We start from the raw sequence: 19481 nt of genomic DNA on the forward strand, positions 1-19481 counted from the left end.
GTGTCGGTTCAGCTTTCTGCGGGGGCGAGGACGATGTCGAAGCGGGTGCGGGCCCATTCCTGGTTGGTGAGGTCGCGGCCGTCGGGGGTGGGGGTGCCGGCGGGTTGGGGTTCGAATTTTTTGATCAGGGAGTCTTTGACGCCGAAGACGGAGTCGCCGATCTCGATCTGGGGGTCGCCTTGGACGAAGATGTGGGTCACGAGGGTGCGGTGGTCTGCGGCGGTGACCATGAAGTGCAGGTGGGAGGCGCGGACGGGGGAGCGGCCGACGGATGCGAGCATTTTGCCGACCGGTCCGTCGTGCGGGATGGGGTAGGGGGTGGGGGTGAGTCCCCAGAAGGAGTACTTGCCGTGGTCGTCGGCGAAGAGGTGGGCGCGGCCGGCGACGCGCTGGTCGGTGTATTGGACGTCGTAGAAGCCGTCTTCGTCGGCTTCCCAGACTTCGATCCGGGCGCCGGGGACCGGGCGGCCGTCGGTGTCGGTGATGGTGCCTTCGACCCAGCAGGGCTGGCCGGCGGCGCCGCCGGCGATGTCGCCGCCGAGCGGGATTTCGGGGGCGTCGTCGACGAAGAACGGCCCGAAGACGGTGGCTTCGGTGGCGGCGGCGGTGCCGGTGCGGGCCGGGTTGTTGATGGCGATGGTCTGCATGGACAGGCCCAGGACGTCCGAGAGCAGGATGAATTCCTGGCGTTTGTCATCGGTGATGTGGCCGGAGGCGGTGAGGAATTCGATCCCGGTGTTCCACTCGTCCCCGGTGAGCCGGACTTCGCGGACGAAGTTGTGCAGGTGCCGGGTCAGGGCCTGCATGAGCTGCTTCAGGCGCGGGTCTTCGGCGTGGTCGAAGGACGCGACCACGGTGTCGACGAGCTGTTGTTCGACGGCGGCCTGTTCGGGGCTGACGGTGGCTGCCGCGCCGGTGGTCCCGGTCTGGGTGGTTCCGGTCTGGGTGGTGTCGGGCATGCTGTACTCCTCGGATGCTGTGTGTGGTGGGGGCCCGGGTCAGAGGTCGAGCAGGAGGGCGGGGTCTTCGCCGGTGAGGGCGGCCTGCAGGAGCCGGGTGAGGTTCTCCGTGGTGGCCGGGCGGGGGTTGGAGACGGGCACGGCCGGGAGGATGATGGCGGCGGCTTCGGCGATCCCGTCCGCGGTGAAGCCGTAGTCGGCGAGGGCCTGCGGGGCGTCGAGGCGTTTGCGGAGGTCCTGGAGTCCGGTGAGGGCATCAGTGGTGCCGAACGCGGCGGCGATGCGGGCCTGGGCTTCCGGGGCGTGGGGGGCGTTGAAGGCCAGGGCGTAGGGCAGCACGGTCGCGTGGGTCTGGGCGTGGGGCAGGTTGAAGGTGCCGCCCAGGACGTGGCAGATCTTGTGGTGCAGCCCGGACCCGGCGGACGCGAACGCGACCGCGGACAGGTACGCGCCGTAGAGGGCCTGCTCCCGCCCGGCGGTGCCGGCCGGGTCGGCGGTGATCAGCGGCAGGCCGGCGGCGAGGGCGCGGATGCCTTCGGCGCCGAGGGCGGCGTTGATCGGGTCGGCCCGGGGCGCCCACATCGAGTCGATGCAGTGCGCCATGCCGTTCAGGCCGGACGCGACGGACAGGGCCACGGGCAGGGACAGGGTCAGGGCCGCGTCGTAGATCACCGTGACCGGCAGGACGGCGTCATCGACGCCGGTGGTTTTCCGGGCCGCTTCGGTCAGGCCCCACACGTTGGTCGCTTCGGACCCGGCGTAGGTGGTCGGCACGGCGATGATCGGCAGGCGAGAAGTCATCGCGACCGCCTTCGCGAGCCCGGTGGTGGACCCGCCGCCGACGCAGACGAGCAGGTCAACCCCGGCGCCGGCCGCGGCGGCGCGGGCCTTCTCCGCCGTTTCGAGGGGCACGTGCATCACCACGTCGTGGTGCCAGAGCGCCACCTCGATGCCGGCCGCGACGGTGCGGGCCATCCCGGTCTCGAAGTCCGAGGCGATCACCATCACCCGCTCCGCGCCCAGCCGGGCGACCTCCGCGGCGAGGTTCGCAGCGGCCGCACCGGTGCCGAAAAGGACCCGCTGGCCCAGCGTCACATGGTCAAAAGTCAGGCTCATTGGTGGTTCTCCCGGTTAAGGATCGTGGCGACGGCCTGGTACAGGGCGCCTTCCGGATCGGCAGGCAAGCGGTCTGCGCGCCAGCCGACGTGTTTGTCCGGCCGGACGAGTATGGCACCATCTTCGGTGACGCCGCGCAGTTTCGCCCAGTCGAAGTACAGGTCCGTAACATCCTGGCCGGGACCGATCACGACTGCGCCTACGGTGACGCCGAGCCGGTCGCTGACTTTGTGCGCCGCCGTCGTCCAGTCCTGGCCGGTGGTTCCGGTGATCAGCGTGAACTGGCCGTAGGGGGCGAGGTCGTGGGTGGAGAGCTTGCGGCTGCTGTCACCGACCCAGGCGTGCGGGAGCCGGCCGCCCGGATGTGTCGAGGCCTCGTAATACAGTTCCGGGTCGCGGGCCGGTACGGGCCTGGTGGTCCCGTCACCGACGATCGCGGAGGAGTTGTAGTGCTGGCCGAGTTCCACCCCGTGGGCGTTGAATTCGTAGTTCTTGATCTCCATCGCCGCCTGGATCGCCTGCCGCTTAGCGGCGCCTTCGGCGGTGGTGTCCTTGCGGGACTCGATCAGGGCATGCATCTGCTCGGCGGACTCGGCCTTGTCGATCCCGAGGGCTGCGAAGAGCTGGCCGAATTCCCGTCCGGACTGGTTGGCCCGGGTGACGATCTGCTTCGCGACCGGGGCGCGTTCGGCGGTGTAGGTTTCCAGCAGTGCCTCGCCGGCCTGGCCGGTGAGGACCGCGGCGATCTTCCAGGCCAGGTTGTAGGAGTCCTGGATCGAGGTGTTGGAACCCAGGCCGTTGCTCGGCGGGTGCTTGTGCACGGCGTCCCCGGCGCAGAATACCCGCCCGGACTGCAGCCGTGTGGCGTACTGCTCATTGTTGCCCCACAGCGAGGTCCCGGTGATCTCCACCTCGAGGTCCGGGACGCCGATCAGGTTCCGGACAATCTGCGCCGCCGCTTCATCGGTCACGGCGGGCGGTTCGTCGTTGATGTCGAATCCCCACACGATCAGCCATTCGTTCCACGGCCGGACCATCCGCACCAGGCCCGCGCCGATCCCGCCGATGTTCGAACCGGGCTGGAGCACCCAGTACAGCACCGAGGGCCGGTGCCCCACGAGCGCGGCGATGTCGGCCTTGAAGGTGATGTTCATCGACCCGGCGATGTCCATCTGCCCCTCATACGGCAGCCCGATGTCCGCGGCGACCTTGGAGCGGGCACCGTCCGCGCCGATCAGGTACTTCGCCCGGATCGTGTATTCGGTCCCGGTGAGCCGGTTCAGCACCCGCACGGACACCCCCTCAGGGTCCTGGCGGTGCGAGAGGTACTCGGTGGAGAACTGCGTCTGCGTGCCCCGCACCGTGGCGTTCTTCACCAGGATCGGCTCGAGGTAGGTCTGCGGGATGTCGCAGTTCAAGGACGGGGACGCCAGCTCGTAGTCGGCATGCCGCGCCGGGTGCGTGCCCCAGCTCAGGATCCGCCCGATCTCCTCCCCGGCGATCGAGGTGCAGAACACCGTGTCGCCGATCATCGCGTGCGGCGTCGCGTCGGCCAGGACCTGCTCCTCGATCCCCATATCCCGGAAAATCTCCATCGTGCGCTGGTTCGTGATATGCGCCCGCGGCGTGTTCGCCGTCCACCGGTACTTGGTGATCATGATGTTCGGCACGCCCAGTTCGGACAGGAACAGCGCCGCCGACGACCCGGCCGGACCTGACCCCACGATCAGCACGTCGGTGTAAACCACGCTGGAGTCCGGGAGAGCCGTTTCGGCGACCCCGTCATTGAAAATAACCATTTTGTCTTCCTTCGCTGCGGCCCGCGGGCCGGAAATTTGGAGCTGATTGAGTCGGGTGCCCTATTCGGGGGCTGGGATTTCCGGACTACCGTTGTCGTAGAGTCCTTCCCACGGGGAGGTGGAGATGGCTTCCGGCCGCGGCGGCCAGGTGCTTCGCGGCACGGCATTGCCCGACGCCGTGTCCTTCGAGCCGGTGTTGGCGCAAACAGCGTTTCCAGCCGCTGCACATGTTCTGAGCCTGATGCTGGCAAGCATGGTCAGCTCTGAACGCTGTCAGTGGCGGCGGCCCGGGTCCGGATCGAGTCGGCGACGAGGTCCATCACGTCGGCACTGGCTGGCAGGACGTTGACCATGGAGAAGAATGCGTGCATCTGGCCAGGCCACCGGTGGTGTTCGACGCCGACGCCGGACTCTTTGAGGCGCGCCGCGTAGGCTTCTCCTTCGTCGCGGAGAATGTCGTGCTCGGCGGTGATCACCAGCGCCGGAGCCAGGTCCGCCAGGGATTCGGTCCGCAGCGGGGATGCCTCCGGGTGGACCCGGAGGTCCGGTTCGGGCACGTAGTGGTTCCAGAACCACTGCATGAATTCGGTGGTGAGGAAGGACTGGTTTTCCGGTTCAAGGTAGGACGCCCGGGAAAAGTCCGCGTCCGTTGCGGGGTAGAGCAGGACCTGGCCGGCGAGTTCAGGTCCGCCATTGTTCCGGGCTCGGATGGCGGTAACGGCCGCGAGGTTTCCACCGGCGCTGTCGCCACCGACGAACAGCGGTACACGTGCTCCGGCGATCCGGTCCAGATTCTCTTCAGCCCACTGCAGGGCAGTCCAGGCGTCCTCGACGGGTGTCGGGAACGGGTGTTCGGGGGCCTTGCGGTAGTTTACGAGGACGACGGCGGCGCCGGACTTCGTGGCAAGCTGGCGGCCCAGGGTTTCGTAGCCCTCGATGGTCTCCAGGACCCAGCCGCCGCCGTGCAGGTAAACGAGCACGGCGTTCGGCTTCTCGCGGGGGACGAGGACTTTGACCTGGATGCGCCCGCCGTCGTAAGCGGTGAGGGTGTGGTCTTCAGTGCGGTGGACCTCGGGGCCGGGGCCGTAGAGGTCCTTCAGCCCGCCACTGACGACACGTGCTTCGGCCGCGGTCAGCTCCCACAGGGGCTTGGCATCGGGGCCGGCGGCCTGCGCCATGCCGGTCAGGAAGGCGGTAGTTGCTTCGTCAAGTGCCATCGGTTTCTCCTCGTTGAGATGTTGGCGGTGTGTTGGAGGGCGGTTTGGTCCGGCGTAGCGTCAGCTGATCGCGGAAAGTTCGCTCAGCCGGTGCCATGAACGGTTGTGGTAAATCAGCGGGCTGGCGTCGGCGTCGGGCGCCGGTTCCATGACCGAGGCCTGCAGCACCTGGACCGCCACCACGGTCGAGTCGCCGGCCTGCATGCGGTCCACAATCCGGCCGCGCAGCCAGGTCGGGGCGCCGTTCAGGACAGGTTCGCCGGTCACCAGCCGGGACCAACTGGAAGTGTCGGCGAAACGGTCAATGCCGCTGGTCGAGAATGTCTTGGCCAGGGCCATTTGGTCTGCGCCCAGTAAATGGACCACCAACGTTTCGGCCCGGGCCAGGGCGGGGGCTGTGGATGAGAAGGCCGAGAGGGAAAAGACAAGCAGTGCCGGGTTCGCAGACACGGAAATGACGGAAGTCGCTGTCAGGCCGACTGGACCGTCGCCGGCATCCGCGGTGACAACAGCGACGCCGGCCGGGTGATTGCGGAACGCGGCCTTGAAATCGTCGGCAGAGAGCATGTCCCCTGTGCCGACACTGGCGACCCGGGTGGTGGACGGTGCGGCGACAGCAGCCCTTGCGGCGCTCATTTCCCGGCCTCCGTGACCGTTGATTTTTCGGCCGGCGCCTTTTCAACGAGGGAGAAAAAGACCCATTCGGCGTTCTTGGCCAGCCCGGAGAGCATCCGGCCGCAGGCCTGCAGCACCACCGGACCGGAAGTCATGTGCTGCGTGCCGGCGTGCATGTCGCGGAAGAAGCGCTGCAGGTCACCGTGCCGGAGGGCCGCCGTCGCTGCCCACTTGTAGACAGTCATGCAGACCTCGTGGGCTGACCAGGTGGCGTTGTTCAGCGCGAGTCGGGTCAGCGTTTCCTGGTCGGCGGACAGGAGCTCGCCGCTGTCCAGGGTTGCCTCGTTGTCTCGCCAGACATCGAACACGAAGGCCCGGGCCGAACGCAGTTTGGCTTCGGCGGTGGCATACTCGGCGGCGAACTGGTCGGTGTCGACGCTGGTGCCCGGGGCACCGGATTTCTTTTGGGCGAGTGCCTTCATCTCGTCGAGCATCCGGCGTCCGACGCCGAGGGCCCAGCCGGCGTGGTTGATACCGGACATGTTGGCCAGGCCCGTGCGGTAGAGGGCGCCGCCATAGACGCTTTCCTTGGTGGTGACGTCGTAGGTGTAGGACTCGGGCACGAAGAGGTCTTCGCAGCTGTAGTCGATGCTGCCGGAGGCCTTCAGGCCCATCACGTCCCAGTTATCCACGATGGTGGCTTGTTCCTTGGGCAGCGTGAAGACCAGCGGCTGGCCGGTCTCCACGACAACAGCGGCCGTGTGGATGTGGCTGGCGTGCGGCAGCCCGGAGGCAAAGCTCCACGACCCGGTGAGGCGGTAGCCGCCGTCGACCTTTCTTGCCGTGCCCATCCGGGTGCCCTGGCCGGCCATCAGGTGGTAGCCGCCGTCGGCGAACAGCTCATCGGTGGCGTCCTTGCCCTGGTAGGCGGCCGTGGTGCCGGTGATCATCTGCAGGGCCATCACCGCCCAGCCGGTGGAGGCATCGGCATAGGACAGCTTTTCGATGACTTCGATAACCTGGCGGGGAGAGGCCTCGTAGCCGCCAAGCTCGCGGGGGATGCCCAGGCGGAAGACGCCGCAGTCGTGGAGGGCCTGGACGGCTTTGTCCGTGAGGCGCCCGAGTTCCTCGTTCTGATCCGCCTGCGACGTCAGCAGCGGGGTGATTTCGTCGATTCGGGCGAGCAGGGCCGGGACGTCGTCGCTGACGTGCAGGCGGCCGGTCGATTCCAAAGATGTTGTTTCCAAGAGTGTCTGGGACATTAAGTGCTCCTCGCTTGTTACGTTGCTGTCATTGCAATTTATGCGTGATCCGTCTCACCCTGGATACGATGGAGTGCACAGCGATGTTGTGACAGCGAACACAGCGAAGAGTGCTGTTTCTCCGTTCCGGCGCCCAGTGCCCAGTAGGGAAGTTGAGCCAATTCTTGAATGACCAGGCGGTGGTGCCGCGGATTTTCGCCGAGCAGGCGAAGGATCCGGGCTCTTGGGGTGCAATGGTCTCGTCCGCGCTCCTGGCGCTGGACATGGAAACCGACCATCCTGAATCATTCACGGCCCGGATGCGGAACCGCACCCAGGGCGGAATCCATCTGGCGGAAATCGAAGCCTCAGGCCATGCGGCGCGGCGCGGAGCGGAACGGGTGGCCGCGGATGGCGGGTCGTTGGTCCTCTGCCATGTGCTCAGCGGTGAGGGCTTTATTGTCCAGGACGGGCGGCAGGCGCAGCTGGGACCGGGGGACTTCGGCTTTTACCAGACCGGGAGGCCAGTCGAGATCATCGTTCCCACCGGCTTTAGCATCCTGTTCCTGAAGTTTCCCCAGTCCCTGGTCACGCTCTCGAGCCTGCAGATCGCGGACCTCGTGGCCGAGCGGCTGGACAGCCGTTCCGGCCTGGCTCCGGCGGTGGCGGGGCTGCTGGGCGGCCTGAACTCAGTCGTGGACACGCTGTCGCCCGAACTGCAGATGCTCACCCTCCACAACGCCGTGGACCTGACGGCAGCCATGATTCGCCACGAGCTGGCCGCCACCGTAGCCGAACCCGCCGGACAGAAACGCGTACGGTTCGAAAGCATCGCCGCGTACATTGATGCCCACCTTCAGGATCCGGACTTGACGCCCGGCCGCATTGCCGCGGCAAACTTTATCTCTGTCCGCTATCTGCACGCCATCTTTTCCGAAACCGGGGAGACCGTCGGCTCCTGGATCCGCACCCGGCGTCTGGACCGCTGCGCCCGCGAGCTGCGCGACCCGCGGCTGGCCGACGTCCCGGTGAGCGTGCTGAGCCATCGCAATGGATTCAAGAACCAGTCCTACTTCAGCCAGCTGTTCAAGGAGTACACGGGCCAGGCGCCCGCGGAGTACCGGGCGGCCTTGGCCGGTGCTGCGCCGCGAGCGCCGCGAACATAACGGCCATCGCTGCTGCGCCCGCGAGTACCTGGAACGACTCGCCGGCATGGCCCGCGCCGTCATCCCCCCGCGCAGGATATCGTTCCCGGCCATCGCCGTCGCGCGGTCAATGCTGCTCGTCGTGGTGGATGCGCTCCCCGAGCTGCCGGAGTGGTTCCCCGCTGCCCTTCCACTGCTTGGCGATGAACTCCGCGGCGATGGACACTGCCGTCTCCTCGGGGGTCCGGGCGCCCAGGTCAAGGCCTACCGGGCTGTGCAACCGCGCCAGGGCTTCCTCGCTGAGGCCAGCCTCGCGCAGCTTTGCGATCCGGTCCGCGTGGGTTCGGCGCGAACCCATGGCCCCGACGAAAGCGATCGGTGGGGCGCGCAGTGCAACGTCCAGCAGTGGGATGTCGAACTTCGGATCGTGCGTGAGGACGCACATGACCGTGCGTTCATCGACCAGGCCCTTCTCCAGCTGTTCGGCGAGGTAGCGGTGCGGCCAGGCGTGGACCACCTCCGCCGCGTCGGGGAAGCGTGCGGGTGTCGCGAACACGGCCCGGGCGTCGCACACTGTGACGCGGTAGCCCAGGAAGGTTCCCATCCGGGCCAGCGCCGAGGCGAAATCGATCGCGCCGAAGACCAGCATCCGTGGCGGCGGGGCGTAGCTCGCGAAGAAGACGCGCATGCCGGCATCCAGCCGCTCCCCGTCGGGACCGTAGCTTAGGATCCCGGAGCGGCCAGCGGCGAGCAGGCCCTGGGTGTCATCGCCCACGGCCTGGTTGGCCCGCTCGGACCCGAGGTCCCCCTCGAAGCCGTGCGGCCGCACAATCAGGTGCCGGCCCAGCCAGCCGCTGTCCGGGTGTTCGATGACCGTGGCGAGCCCGACGCGCCGCTCCCCGGCGATGTCCTGCCTGACGGCGTCGAGTTCGGCGAACGTTCGCCGGGAAACCGGCTCGACGAAGATGTCGATGATCCCGCCGCAGGTCAGGCCGACGGCGAACGCATCGTCGTCGCTGATCCCATAGCGCACGAGAACGGGAGTGCCGTCCTCCTTGACCTGTGTGGCCAGTTCGTACACGGCACCCTCGACGCAGCCGCCGGAAACCGAGCCGACGGCCGCCCCCTCGGCGGTGACAAGCATCGACGCGCCCGGAAGCCGCGGTGCCGACTTGAAGGTGCTCACAACGGTGGCCAGGCCGGCGGTGTCACCTTTGTGCCAGCCCGGCATCATGGCCGCCAGGACGTCACGCACGGTTAAACTTCAGCCTTCCGATCGCCCGGACCGTCCGGAACGCGGAGAGACGGCCGGCCCAGTACGAGACACACGCCACGACGGCCATGAGCGCGAGGACCTTCGCGGGGCTGGACAGCTGCCCTGCGGCGATCCCCTTCGCGAGGCTGAGGGCGTCCAGGCTGCCGGCCGGGGCAGTTGCCGGGGAAGCGGCGGTGGCAGCCGAGGGACCTGCAGCAGAGGGGCCGGCGGCCGAACCCCGGACGGCTGCACGGGCGGACGCCGCCGCTGCGGGCACCGCGTCCGGCGGCAGGCCCGGAAGTTCCGACGATGGCGCCGGGGCCGTCGCCGCGGAGACCTTCGCCGCGGCAGCCTCCGCCTCGGCGTCGGCGTCGAGCCTGGGGACAGGCGCAGGCTCAGGCTGGGGAACCCCGACTGCCGCCGCGGTTCCGGGGGCGCCCGCCGCGGTGACCATCGCCTGCAGGTTGTCGGCGAACAGGGCCATCATCTGTTCGGTGACGCTGCCAATCACACCCTTGCCCATCGCGGCGGCCTTGCCGGACAGGGACAGCTCGGCGTTGACGGTGCCGTGGGTTGTGCCGCCGGCCGCTTCGGTCAGGAGCAGGGTCACTGTCGCGTCGGCGGTTCCCTGGCCGCGGGCTTCCTGGGCCTTGCCGCCGAGCACCGCCCGGTGCTCGGCGGCGTTGCGCTCCACGACGTTCAGCAGGCCCTTGTACTGCATGTTGACCGGGCCCAGCTTCACCGTCATGCCGACCTGGTAGGCGTCGTCGGAGAGCTTGTTCAGGATCTGCGCGCCGGGGACGCAGCCGGCCACCCGTTCGAAGTCCATGAGGGTCTCCCAGACCGTGTCGATCGGTGCGACCACCGAGAAAGTGCTGTCTATTTGCATTAGCTGTTCCTTCTTCCCGTACGTGGCGGCCGGACCTCGCCGCGGATTGCGGCTGCCACCTCTGCCAAAGCCGTGTAGCTGTGTCCGCTGACGAAAGCATCGCAGTATGGCAGTGCTGCCGCCATGCCGCCCACCAGCGGCTCGTATTCCGGTGCGCCCTTGCGTGGGTTGACCCAGATTATCCGGTGCGCCAGGCGGCGCAGCCGCGCCATCTGGTCCGCCACCTGTCCCGGGTCCTCCTGTGCCCAGCCGTCGGAGAAGATCACCACCACCGCCCCGCGGGCGAGGCCGCGGCGGCCGTGTTCGTCGATGAAGTGCCGGATGCTCTCGGCGATCCGGGTGCCGCCGGCCCAGTCCGGGGCGGTCACGGCAGCACGGGCCAGGGCCTCGTCCGGATCGCGGTGCGTCAGCTGCCGGGTCAAGCGTGTCAGCCGGGTGGAGAACACGAAGGCCTCGGCACCGGCGCTTGCCACGGCTCCCTGCAGCAGCGAAACGAAGATCCGCGCATATGGTTCCATCGAGCCGGAGACATCGCACAGCATTACCAGCTTGCGGCGTTGCCGGCGGCGGCGTGCATACAACAGCCGGGTGGTGTCGCTGCCCGAGCGCCGGGCTGCGCGGACCGTGGCCCGGACGTCCAGCCGGGCGCTGCTGTGGGCTGATTTGCGGGTGCGGCGGCTCAGCCGGCGTGGGGTGGCGAGCAGCAGCCGGGACGCCAGCCGCCTGATCTCCAGGACTTCCTCGTCGGAGAGCTTCGCGAAAGACATCCCATGGAGCCGTTCCTCGGCGGAGGCCATGGCCAGGACGGCCTCGCGCTCCGGGCTGGTGCGGTCCCCGCTGTCCGGGCCCGCAGCCGCCACCGCCGGCACCGGCCACGGTCGAGGTGGCGGCAACGTGTGTGCCGGGGCGCGGTCCTCGGCCGGGGACGGCCGGGTACGTGATTCCCCGGGACCTCCGGGCGGCGACGCCTGGGCCGCGGCACGGCCGTGCCGCGCGGCGGGACTAAAGCCGTCACGGAACACTGCGGCGAAAACGGCGTCGAATACGGGCAGCTGCTCACGGCTGGACACCAACACCACCCGGCACACCCAGTAAAGCCGGTCCGCGTCGCTGGGCGGGACCAGGCGGAGGGCTTCGGCGAGCCGTACCGCGCGGTCCGGCGAGCAGGAGAGCCCGGCCCGGCGCAGCGCGGTGACGAACGCCGCCGCCAGGCTGGCCGCCTCCACACCGGGGGGTGCTGCGGCCGTCATGTGCGCAGTTCCAGCCATCAGCGCAGCTCACCCGTCCGTGCCGGCCACGAGCCAGTCGGCCCCGCGTGCGCCGACCAGTTCCAGGTCGTCGCGGTTCTTGACGATCGAGCCGATGGTCTGTTCCGCCGTGGTGGCGTCGATCCGGTCGATGCCCAGCACGGCGAGGGCGGAGACCCAGTCGATGGCCTCGGAGATTCCCGGCGGTTTGGCGAGGTCCAGGGAGCGCAGCTTCGTGATCACGGCGGCGGCCTGCAGGGCCAGCGGGCCGCTGCTGGCCGGCACCCGGCGACGCACGATTTCCGCGATCCGCCCGGGGCCGGGGTAGTCGATCCAGTGATAGAGGCAACGCCGGGTCAGGGCGTCGTGCAGGTCCCGTGTCCGGTTGGAGGTCAGGATAACGATCGGCGGGTGCGTGGCCCGGATGGTGCCCAGTTCCGGGATGGTGACCGCGGCCTCGGCAAGGAGTTCGAAGGTGAAGGCCTCGAATTCGGCATCGGCGCGGTCGATCTCATCCAGCAGGAGGACGGCGGGCCGCGGACCGGGGTGTTCGATCGCCTGCAGCAGCGGCCGGCGCAGCAGGTAGTCCGGGCCGAAGAGGTCCGTTTCCGTGACGGCGGCGTCCCGGACTTCCGCCAGCCGTATCCCGAGCAGCTGGCGCTGGTGGTTCCATTCGTAGAGGGCCTCGCCGGCGTCGATACCCTCGTAGCACTGCAGCCGGTACAGGGGCGTGTCCAGCAGCTCGGCCAGGGCCTTCGCCGCCTCGGTCTTGCCGACGCCCGCTTCGCCCTCCAGCAGGATGGGCTGCGGCAGCCGGACGGCGAGGAACAGGGCCGTGGCCAGTCCGACGTCGGCCAGATAGTCGTTGGTGTCCAGCGCCGAGATCAGCGAGGCGACGTCGGGAATCCGCCGCTGGACATCTTCCTCCGCCCCGGTGCGGGCCGCCGCGCTCACAGCGAGGCCTCCCGTCCGGCCAGGACCCGGCGGTAGTCCTCCTCCGTGTCGACGTCGGGTGGCACAGGTCCCGGAACCCGGAGTTCCACGACGTCGTCCGGGCGCTGCTCCAGCAGTTTCCAGACGGCCTTGTCGCCGTGCAGGGCAGCCAGCTCCGGGAGCATCCGCCGGGTGAACGCCAGCGGGTGGCCCGCGCCGTCGTCGTAACGGCAGACGGCGATGCCGGGGGCCGGCCGGCTGCCGGCCCCGCCATTGACCAAGAGCTCCAGCAGCGCCCGCGCGTTTTCGGCCCGGACGCCCGGCTGGTCCCCGAGGAGCAGCACCACGGTATCCGTGTCCGGGTGGAGCGCGGCGGCGCCGGCGGCGATCGAGGAGGAGCAGCCCCCGCCGAAGGCCGGGTTGAGCACGACCTCGCAGCCCGTCGTGTCGACCATGCTCTGCACCCCTGCGGCTGAGCCGCCCAGGACCAGTACGGTCTGGTCGAAGCCGCAGCCGCGTGCGGCCGCCAGTACGGCGTCCAGGAGAACGCCGGGGCCATAGGGGAGCAGCTGCTTGGGCCGGCCCAGGCGCCGCGACGCCCCGGCCGCCAGGATCAGCCCCGCGGTCCGGTGCTTCGTGGGTGGGTGTTCAGAGGGTGAGGGCATAGCGCTCCGGATCTTTGCGGAAGGCCGCACGGCAGCCGGGCGAGCAGAAGTACACCGTGACGCCGTTGTGCTCGAGCTGCAGCGAGGAGTCTGCGGCGGCGACCGTCATGCCGCAGACCGGGTCGATCGCCGTCGGCGGGGCCGCTGCCGCCGGCACAGGCGCTGTTGCCGGGGCGGCGTGCCGGGACTTCGACCGTTCCTGGATGAGCTGGGCCAGGATCGAAAGCGCGATCTCGCCGGGCGTGCGGGCGCCCAGCTGCAGGCCGGCGGGCGTGAAGACGCGGGAACGCTGCGCCGGGTCGACGTCGAGGGACTCCAGCACGGCGGCGCCCCGCGTGCCGCTGGCCACGAGCGCGACATACGGCACGCCGGCGCGCAGGGCCGCCTCGAGCGCGATCTCCTCCGCTTTGCCGTGCGAGGCCACGATCAGCGCCGCGTCGTCGGCCCGCGGTGCGGCCGATTCCCCGTCGGTGAGTTCCACGGCGAGGCCGACGCCGGCGCCGAGCGACTCCAGGGCCTGCGCCACTGGCGTGGTGCCGACCACCACAACCCGGGGCGCCGGAATGTTCGGCTGGAGGAAAATCTCGATCGCACCGCCGCTCAGGCAGGGGTTGGAGACCTCAACAGCGCCTTCCCCGGCAGTGCGGGACGGCTCGCCGGGGACCACGCGCAGCAGCAGGGGTTCCTGCGAGGCGAGGACCTGCAGGCTGTACTCCCGCACCGAGGACTCGACGCAGTTTCCACCCACGAAACCCTGGATCTCACCGCTCGTCAGGACCAGGGCAGTGTCCCCGGCGTGGGCGCTGGTGGGATGCTGGGCGCGGACCACCGTGGCGTGCACAAAGGGCTCGCGGCGGGCGGCAAGGTCATTCGCCCGGGCCGTGAGGGAGTCTGCTGACGGGGTCATCTTAGATCGGCGGCCTTGCCCGGCCCTGCATGGCGGCCCAGACCCGGGCCGGCGTGCAGGGCATGTCCATGTGAACCACCCCGTAGGGGGCCAGTGCGTCGACGACGGCGTTCACGATCGCCGGCGGCGATCCGACGGTGGCGGACTCGCCGATGCCTTTCGCGCCAATGGGGTGGTGCGGTGACGGGGTGACAGTGAAGCCGGTTTCCCAGTCCGGCACTTCCATCGCGGTGGGAATCAGGTAGTCCATAAAGGACCCGCCCAGGCAGTTGCCGTCGGCGTCGAACTCGATGATCTCCATCAGTGCCATCCCGACGCCGTCGGTCAGTCCGCCGTGCACCTGGCCCTCGATGATCATCGGGTTGATCCGGGTGCCGCAGTCATCCACCGCGATGAAGCGTCGCACCTTGACGTGCCCGGTGCCCGGATCGACGTCGACCACACAGATGTACGCCCCGAAGGGGAAGGTCAGATTCGGCGGGTCATAGGTGACCTCGGCGTCCAGGTTGCCGTCGACCCCCTCGGGCAGCGTCAACGTGCCATGGGCCGCCATCGCGATTTCCGAGATGGTCTTCCCGGCGCCGGGATCGCCCTTCACGAACCAGCGGCCTTTCTCCCACTCAAGGTCTTCCGGCCGGGTCTCCAGCATGGCCGCGGCGATCAGCCTCGCCTTGTCGCGGACCTTGCGGGCGACGAGGGCGACGGCGCCGCCGCTCACCGGCGTCGAACGGCTCCCGTAGGTGCCGAGGCCGAACGGCGTCTGGTCGGTGTCTCCGTGGACCACGTCGATGTCCTCCGGCGGGATACCGAGTTCCTCGGCGACGATCTGCGCGAAGGTGGTCTCGTGGCCTTGGCCCTGGCTTTGCACCGAGAGCCGAACGACCGCCTTGCCGGTGGGGTGGACCCGCAGTTCGGCGCCGTCGGCCATGCCGAGGCCCACGATGTCGAAGTGCTTGCGCGGCCCGGCGCCCACGGTCTCGGTGAAGAAGGAGACACCGATCCCCATCAGCTCGCCACGCCCCCGCTTTTCCTGCTGCTCGCGGCGGAGCTCGTCGTAGCCGGCCAGCTGCATGGACAGCCGCATGGCCGGTTCGTAGTTTCCGGAGTCGTAGACCCAGCCGGTCTTATTGGCGTACGGGAACTGCTCAGGCCTGATGAAGTTCTTCAGCCGCAGTTCTGCCGGGTCCATCTCCAGCTTTCGCGCCAGGATGTCCACCATGCGCTCGACGAGGTAGACGGCCTCGGTGACGCGGAAGGAACAGGCATAGGCGACGCCGCCGGGTGCTTTGTTCGTGTAGACGCCCGTGACGCTGCAGTAGGCGGCCTTCAAGTCGTAGCTTCCGGTGAAGATGGAGAAGAAGCCGGCCGGGTTCTTGGTGGGCTGGGCCGTGGCGTTGAACGCGCCGTGGTCGGCCAGGACGTTGGTGCGCACCGCAAGGATCTTGCCGTCCCTGGTGGCCGCGATCTCGCCCTGCATGATGTAGTCGCGGGCGAAGGAGGTGGACATCAGGTTCTCCGAGCGGTCCTCCACCCACTTCACCGGCCGGCCGGTGACGATGGACCCGACGACGGCCAGGATATAGCCGGGGTAGATGCCGACCTTGTTGCCGAAGCCGCCGCCGATGTCCGGGGACACCACGCGGATCTTGTGCTCCGGGATGCCGGCGACGATCGCGAACAGGGTGCGGTGCGCGTGCGGGGCCTGGGTGGTTTCGTACAGTGTCAGTTTGCCGTTGACGGCATCGAAGTCGGCGATCGCGCCGCAGGTCTCCATCGGGGCCGGATGCACGCGCGGGTAGACGATCTCCTGGGAGACGACGACGTCGGCGCTCGCGAAGACCGCCTCGGTTTCGGCTTTGTCGCCTATTTCCCAGTCGAAAATATGGTTGTCCGTCCGGCCCTCGATCTCGTCGCGGATCACGGGGGCGTCGGCGTCGAGGGCCTTCCGGGCGTCGATGACCGGCGGCAGGACATCGTATTCGACGTCGATCAGTTCCAGCGCGTCGCGGGCGGCGTAGCGGTCCTCCGCCACCACGAACGCGACCTCCTGGCCCTGGAAGCGGACTTTGTCCGTCACGAGGACAGCCTGGACATCGGCGGAGAGCGTGGGGGCCCAGGCGAGCTTGAGGCCCAGCAGGTCCTTTCCGGTGATGACGGCGAGGACCTTGGGTTGGGCCAGGGCGTTGGTGGTGTCGATCGAGACCAGCCGGGCGTGGGCCACGGGGGCGCGCAGGATGGCGCCGTGCAGCATGCCGGGCAGGACAATGTCGTCCAGGTAGTTGCCTTTGCCGCGGACAAAGCGCGGATCTTCCTTGCGCTGGATCCTGCCGTAGCCGATCGGGCGGTCCTCGTCGCCGGCCGCCGGGTTGCTAGGCCGTTCGTGCAGGACGGTCATGCCTTCACCTCTGACTCTTCGGTCTCCGCCGCGATGTCCTCGATGACGGTGTCCGTGCCGTCGAGGACCTCGTCCGCTGTCTCGTCGCTTTCGCCGCCGGCCGGGTGCGCGGCGGCCCACTGGACCGAACGGACGATCGTGGCGTAGCCGGTGCACCGGCAAATCTGCCCTGAAATCGCCTGCCGGATCTCGGTGCTGTCCGGGTGCGGGTTCTTGTCGAGCAGGGCGCGGGCGGTCAGCATCATCCCGGGAGTGCAGAAACCGCACTGCAGCCCGTGTTCCTCCATGAAGCCCTGCTGGACCGGGTCCAGGGTTGCCCCGCTGGAGAGTCCCTCGACAGTGCGGATGTCGTGTCCGGCGGCCATTGCCGCGAGCACGGTGCAGGATTTCACCGGCTGGCCGTCCATCAGGACCACGCAGGTCCCGCAGTTGCTGGTATCGCATCCCCAGTGGGTCCCGGTCAGGCCCAGGACCTCGCGGATGTAGTGGACCAGGAGCACACGGGGCTCGATGTCGCTGGTTACTTCGTTGTCGTTGACGGTCATGCTGATCTGCATCGGCTTCAGCCTTCCTGGGTCCGTGCGGCGCGGGCGCAGGCTTGTCGCAGCACCCGCCGGGTGAGTTCGTCGGCGAGATGCCGCTTGTAGTCGACCGGGCCGCGCTGGTCGGCGACCGGGTCGCAGGCTGCCGCGGCGAGGCGCCCGGCCTCGACGAAAAGCTCCTCCCGGGGCTGCTGGCCGCGGAGCAGCCCTGCCACCCCGGCGACGGTGTGGTCGAGGCCCAGGGCCGTGAGTCCGACGGCCGCGTCCGTGATGGTGCCGTCCGCTGCGAGGGTCACGGACGCGCCGGCGGCGCCGACGGCCCAGTCTCCCACCCGGCGCTCGACCTTCTCGTAGGCGCTGCCGGACCTGGGGCGGACCGGGAAGCGGAGCTCACACAGCAGCTCGTCCTGGCCCACCGCCGTTTCGTAGGGTCCGCGGTGGAAGTCGGCCATCGCCAGGCTGCGCTCGCCGGCCGGTCCCCGGATCACGGCCTGCGCACCCAGCACATCGCAGACCGTGGACAGGTCCTCCGCCGGGTCCGCCTGGCAGAGCGATCCGCCGATCGTTCCGCGGTTCCGGACGATCGGATCGGCGATCACGGCTTCGGCGTCCCGGACGATGGGGAAGAGCGCTGCGATTTCGTCGGACTCGAGAAGTGTCGTGTGCCGCGTCAGCGCACCAATCCGCAGTTTGTCGCCGTCGCGCAGGACGAAGTCGAGTTCGTAGAGGTCGTTGATGTCGATCAGCCACTCGGGCCGGGAGAGCCGGAGCTTCATCATCGGCAGGAGGCTGTGGCCCCCGGCGATGACACGTGACTCCGCGCCGTGCCGCGCGAGGAGTTCCAGGGCGTTGTCCACGGACGTGGCCCGCACATAGTCGAAAGGCGCCGGAATCTGCATAGTCCCACCTCACACCAAGGCGCCCGCAACGTCGCACGGCACCGATTTCAGGCCAGTCTTGCCCTGCCTGATACGGAGTGTCAATATCGTCATAAGCGAAAGGTTATGACGCCGTGCCGATGACATTGGGCCAGCTCCGCACGTTCGCCCTCGTCGCGCGGCTGGGCTCGCTGCGCGCTGCCGCGGAAACCCTTGGGGTGAGCGAACCGGCCGTGTCCTCGGCCCTGACGGCCCTCCGGCACGACCTCGGCGATCCGCTGTTCGTACGCGCCGGGGGAGGCATCGCGCTGACCCCGGGAGGCCGGGCGCTGGCCGAATATGCCCAGGATATCGTCGGGCTGGCGGACCAGGCCCGCTGGGAAGTTTCCAACGCCAAGAACGACGCCGGACGGCTGAAGATCGCTTCCACGGCGCCGTTCGCCGAACATGCGGCCGGCCGGCTGCTGGACCTCTTCACCAAGCGCGCACCGGGAGCTTCGGTGGACGTGGTCGTCGAATCCGCCGAGGACCTGGCGTCGCTCCTGCAGGAACGGGCGTACGACATTGCCCTGGGCGCCCGGCCGACGGCTGGGACCGCCGTGACCGGTCCGCGCCTGGAATGCGTTCCGTTCCTGCGCTACCAGCGCGCCCTGGTCGCGGCGCCGGGGCATCCGCTGGCGCGGCTGCACGGACCGGTCCCGGTGGCCCGGTTGCTGGACCGGCCGTGGTTCGCAGGACCGGCGGGGATCCAGGACGGTTCGGAGGAGGGCCGTTGGCTGGCGTCGACGGGGGTGGCGCCGGAGATCATCCGGCTCAGCAGCGAGACGGAAGCCCTGGCCGCGGTGCGGGCGGGGGAGGGCATCATGCTGGCTCTCGGCCACATCGTCCGGGCCGAACTCCAGAGCGGTGTCCTCGTCCGGCTGCCGGTCGTCGGGACACCGGTCGCCGGCCTGTGGTGGGCGAGCACCTTGGACCGCCGCCGGACCACCACGCTGGCGCAGACCCTGCAGCGCTTTGCCGGCACCGCCGACGCGACCGCCGCGATGGTTGCCCCCGGCGGCTCCCGGGGACTGGAACGCCGCGGATCGAAGTTCCATGTCGCGTTGTGGAGCTGACGCCCGCCCGGCGGGAGGCGATTTACGGCCCGGGTCTGGCTGTGCGGCATTGCGGAACGCAGGTCGCGGTGCTAACCCTTGTGGGGAAGACGGTCCGCTGACACCCCAACGAAAGAGGAGCACGACAATGACTTTGCCCCGGGATGAAGACAGCTCGCTGCGGCACTGGAGCGCCCGACTGATCCAGGCACTGCAGATCCTTGACCTGGAAGTGGACCACGAGAAGATCGTGCAAGTCGCGGACGAGTCGCTGAAGGCCGTGGGGCCGCACGCGGATGCCATCAGCGCCTTCATCGTGGGCTACGCAGCGGGAACCGCGTCGACCGCCGGCCGGAAGAGCACCCAGGACGCCGTCCACGCTGCGTCCAACAAAGTGCTCGAGCTCTGCGAGCACGGCGAGTCCGGCGGCCCGGACGAAGAGGGCTGGGCCAAGCGGGCTCAATAGCCCGCGGCCAGCCGCTCCCCCGGGGGACATGCCCTCCCCATGGGCGCATGCTCTCCGTGGGCACATGCTCTCCGGGGGGCATGCCCTCCCCGTGGGCACAGGGATGGACATATAGGCA

Annotated in this window: 18 protein-coding genes; 3 read left to right on the forward strand and 15 right to left on the reverse strand. The window is 68.9% G+C overall.

What is annotated here, in order from left to right:
• Positions 1–8: 8 nt before the first annotated feature.
• The 6 genes from J2X01_RS10445 to J2X01_RS10470 all read right to left on the reverse strand — a co-directional run bounded on the left by J2X01_RS10445 (position 9) and on the right by J2X01_RS10470 (position 6968).
• Positions 9–959, reverse strand: a complete 951-nt coding sequence (locus J2X01_RS10445; protein WP_310056546.1) for a hydroxyquinol 1,2-dioxygenase — start codon at positions 957–959, stop codon at positions 9–11.
• 39 nt (positions 960–998) lie between these two features.
• Positions 999–2075, reverse strand: coding sequence for a maleylacetate reductase (locus J2X01_RS10450; RefSeq protein WP_310056548.1), 1077 nt, complete (start codon positions 2073–2075; stop codon positions 999–1001).
• On the reverse strand, positions 2072–3874 hold the full coding sequence (locus J2X01_RS10455) for an FAD-dependent oxidoreductase (RefSeq protein WP_310056550.1): 1803 nt from the start codon (positions 3872–3874) through the stop codon (positions 2072–2074). The genes J2X01_RS10450 and J2X01_RS10455 overlap by 4 nt, the downstream gene beginning before the upstream one ends.
• Before the next feature lie 257 nt (positions 3875–4131).
• Entirely contained in the window at positions 4132–5091 is a 960-nt protein-coding gene (locus J2X01_RS10460) for an alpha/beta hydrolase (protein ID WP_310056552.1), read from the reverse strand.
• 60 nt (positions 5092–5151) lie between these two features.
• Positions 5152–5727 (reverse strand): flavin reductase family protein, encoded by a 576-nt coding sequence (locus J2X01_RS10465; RefSeq protein WP_310056554.1) that lies wholly within the window; start codon positions 5725–5727, stop codon positions 5152–5154.
• Positions 5724–6968, reverse strand: a complete 1245-nt coding sequence (locus J2X01_RS10470) for an acyl-CoA dehydrogenase family protein (RefSeq protein ID WP_310056555.1) — start codon at positions 6966–6968, stop codon at positions 5724–5726. The genes J2X01_RS10465 and J2X01_RS10470 overlap by 4 nt, the downstream gene beginning before the upstream one ends.
• A gap of 152 nt (positions 6969–7120) precedes the next feature.
• Between J2X01_RS10470 and J2X01_RS10475 the strand changes: the two genes are divergently transcribed.
• Positions 7121–8113, forward strand: coding sequence for an AraC-like ligand-binding domain-containing protein (locus tag J2X01_RS10475; protein ID WP_310056557.1), 993 nt, complete (start codon positions 7121–7123; stop codon positions 8111–8113).
• A gap of 106 nt (positions 8114–8219) precedes the next feature.
• Here J2X01_RS10475 and J2X01_RS10480 read toward each other — a convergent pair whose 3' ends face one another.
• Genes J2X01_RS10480 through J2X01_RS10520 form a run of 9 tightly spaced genes read right to left on the reverse strand, consistent with a single transcriptional unit; the run spans position 8220 to position 17824 of the window.
• A complete protein-coding gene (locus J2X01_RS10480; RefSeq protein ID WP_310056559.1) occupies positions 8220–9347 on the reverse strand; it encodes an XdhC family protein in 1128 nt (375 codons plus the stop codon).
• Positions 9340–10236, reverse strand: a complete 897-nt coding sequence (locus tag J2X01_RS10485; RefSeq protein WP_310056561.1) for an SRPBCC family protein — start codon at positions 10234–10236, stop codon at positions 9340–9342. Before J2X01_RS10485 ends, J2X01_RS10480 begins: the two co-directional genes overlap by 8 nt.
• Entirely contained in the window at positions 10236–11486 is a 1251-nt protein-coding gene (locus J2X01_RS10490) for a vWA domain-containing protein (RefSeq protein WP_310056563.1), read from the reverse strand. The genes J2X01_RS10485 and J2X01_RS10490 overlap by 1 nt, the downstream gene beginning before the upstream one ends.
• A 27-nt stretch (positions 11487–11513) precedes the next feature.
• Positions 11514–12437, reverse strand: coding sequence for an AAA family ATPase (locus J2X01_RS10495; protein WP_310056565.1), 924 nt, complete (start codon positions 12435–12437; stop codon positions 11514–11516).
• Complete coding sequence (locus tag J2X01_RS10500; RefSeq protein ID WP_310056566.1) at positions 12434–13081, reverse strand: nucleotidyltransferase family protein; 648 nt, start codon at positions 13079–13081, stop codon at positions 12434–12436. Before J2X01_RS10500 ends, J2X01_RS10495 begins: the two co-directional genes overlap by 4 nt.
• Positions 13065–13988 carry an XdhC family protein gene (locus tag J2X01_RS10505; protein ID WP_310056568.1) on the reverse strand — a complete coding sequence of 308 codons (924 nt, stop codon included), beginning with the start codon at positions 13986–13988 and terminating at the stop codon, positions 13065–13067. The genes J2X01_RS10500 and J2X01_RS10505 overlap by 17 nt, the downstream gene beginning before the upstream one ends.
• A 1-nt stretch (position 13989) precedes the next feature.
• Entirely contained in the window at positions 13990–16383 is a 2394-nt protein-coding gene (locus J2X01_RS10510) for an aerobic carbon-monoxide dehydrogenase large subunit (protein ID WP_310056570.1), read from the reverse strand.
• Positions 16380–16940 (reverse strand): (2Fe-2S)-binding protein, encoded by a 561-nt coding sequence (locus J2X01_RS10515; protein WP_310056571.1) that lies wholly within the window; start codon positions 16938–16940, stop codon positions 16380–16382. The genes J2X01_RS10510 and J2X01_RS10515 overlap by 4 nt, the downstream gene beginning before the upstream one ends.
• 5 nt (positions 16941–16945) lie before the next feature.
• A complete protein-coding gene (locus J2X01_RS10520; RefSeq protein WP_310056573.1) occupies positions 16946–17824 on the reverse strand; it encodes an FAD binding domain-containing protein in 879 nt (292 codons plus the stop codon).
• 119 nt (positions 17825–17943) lie between these two features.
• Between J2X01_RS10520 and J2X01_RS10525 the strand changes: the two genes are divergently transcribed.
• Together J2X01_RS10525 and J2X01_RS10530 are read left to right on the forward strand one after the other, a co-directional pair.
• Complete coding sequence (locus tag J2X01_RS10525) at positions 17944–18918, forward strand: LysR family transcriptional regulator (protein WP_310056712.1); 975 nt, start codon at positions 17944–17946, stop codon at positions 18916–18918.
• Positions 18919–19045: 127 nt separating this feature from the next.
• Complete coding sequence (locus J2X01_RS10530) at positions 19046–19363, forward strand: DUF6457 domain-containing protein (RefSeq protein WP_310056574.1); 318 nt, start codon at positions 19046–19048, stop codon at positions 19361–19363.
• The last annotated feature ends 118 nt before the right edge of the window (positions 19364–19481 follow it).

This window comes from Arthrobacter ginsengisoli (genome assembly GCF_031456935.1).
GTDB lineage: Bacteria > Actinomycetota > Actinomycetes > Actinomycetales > Micrococcaceae > Arthrobacter > Arthrobacter ginsengisoli.